This is a genomic window from Pseudoalteromonas sp. S2755 (assembly GCF_005886535.1).
In the GTDB taxonomy this organism is placed as follows: Bacteria; Pseudomonadota; Gammaproteobacteria; order Enterobacterales; family Alteromonadaceae; genus Pseudoalteromonas.
Genome location: NZ_PNDS01000252.1, coordinates 1 through 1,580 on the forward strand (window position 1 = coordinate 1; position 1,580 = coordinate 1,580).

The following is a 1,580-nucleotide window of genomic DNA, read 5'->3' on the forward strand; positions in this document are numbered from 1 at the left end:
TTATATGGGTTATTGGGAAAATGTTTCAGGTGCGCCTTTAAGTGATTATGATTGGTTAATGATCCATCACAATGCCAAACTGCCAGAGAGAAAAAGGTTCGTTGAAAAAGTGGTTACAGGTACAGAAAAAGTAGTTGTTGACTTAGGTTGCGGTCCTGGCCTTTGGTTAAGCTTATTTGCAGATCATCTTGGCGATAAAGCTGAGTACTTTGGTTTTGATAGTGATAAAAAAACAATTGAGCTTGCACGAAAGCTTAATCAATTGAGCTTAATAAATTGTAGCTTTAGTCATAAAAATATTGAGGGTTCCGACCTGGATTTTCCAGAGGCTGATATTTTCTTAGTATTTAATATATTATCATATTTAGATAACCCATTGACTTTTTTAAATAGGCTAAAAGCTAGGTTAAAACCGAATGGTAGAATAATAATACGTCAATATGATGGAAGTACATTCAAGTTTGGACCTCTCGATAGCAAAACAAGATACAAGCTTGAGGTTGATTTATTCCAATCTGTTTCAAGTAGTCAACGTTTCAGACATTATAGTGTTGACGATGTATTTACGGCTGCGACTGCATGCGGATTAACAGTCGACGATGTTCAATTTGAAACATTCCACAAAACATCTCCATTCGATAAGAGTTTCGCTATGTATCTGTTAAATAGTCTCAATTGGACGCGCAATTTTGTAAGTAGAAATTCGCAAGGAGCTATAGACAATTGGTCATCTCAATACCTTAATAGCACGGCACCATCTTACTTTTACGAAGTGGATCTTGTAATGATGTTATCGTAGTCTTCAACGCCATTTTCCCATAGTAAGTTGTATTGAACCGCAAACATTTCAACTATTTTACTTTCTTTTGAGAGCATTACTAAAGGATCTTGGCCATTACTTCTAAAATCCCAATTAAAAAGAACTTCTTTTTCACCATCTAAATATTCAAGAATAATAAAGTTTATCTGAGGTTCATCATGAGCGATAAATTTTATTTTATAGCCCTCAGGAATTGCTTTATTTGCAATTTTAGCACATTCTGATTTGATACTTAAAAATCTTTCTTTGGCAAGACTGTCGCCTATGTCCTTCCACACTAACTTTTGCTTTATACTATTTGAGCGTTTAATGTTATTTGCAATTGCTTTAGTTAATGATGCATATCCATTTGTATCGTAAAATTTTTCATTCGCTCTCTCTTTTTCGGTTTGGGTATTAAATGAAGTGTTTAATACTTCTCTTAAATCTGAAATATTTCTTTCAATATAGTCTAAAGCCTTTTCCGGGGAGCCTAAGACTACAACATGCATATGATTTTTTACTGCAGTATATACGTCAGCAGAAAGTGAAGTTGTTTTTCTAACTTCAGTGTCTGTGCTAATTAGATGAGTAATAAAAAGTACCACAACAGAAAAAAGAAAAGCAGGCAATGCTGACAGTACATCTTGATTTTTGAAGTCAAACGGATCGGTGTAATAAGATACTATGAACACAAAAACGGCCAAAATAGGACCAGATACAAGATAAGTTATTGTTTGCCGCGATACTTTAGTCATGGTAACCCATATAATATTTAATT

2 protein-coding genes are annotated in these 1,580 nt (G+C 34.0%); one reads left to right on the plus strand and one right to left on the minus strand.

Annotated features, from left to right (window positions below):
• On the plus strand, positions 1 to 799 hold a 799-nt coding region (locus CWC03_RS23110), incomplete at its 5' end, for a class I SAM-dependent methyltransferase (protein ID WP_138583827.1).
• On the opposite strand, the gene CWC03_RS23115 is transcribed toward CWC03_RS23110, so the two are convergent.
• Positions 766 to 1,580: hypothetical protein (locus CWC03_RS23115; protein WP_212748171.1), on the minus strand; the 815-nt coding region annotated here is incomplete at its 5' end. The two genes, CWC03_RS23110 and CWC03_RS23115, sit on opposite strands and share 34 nt — an antisense overlap.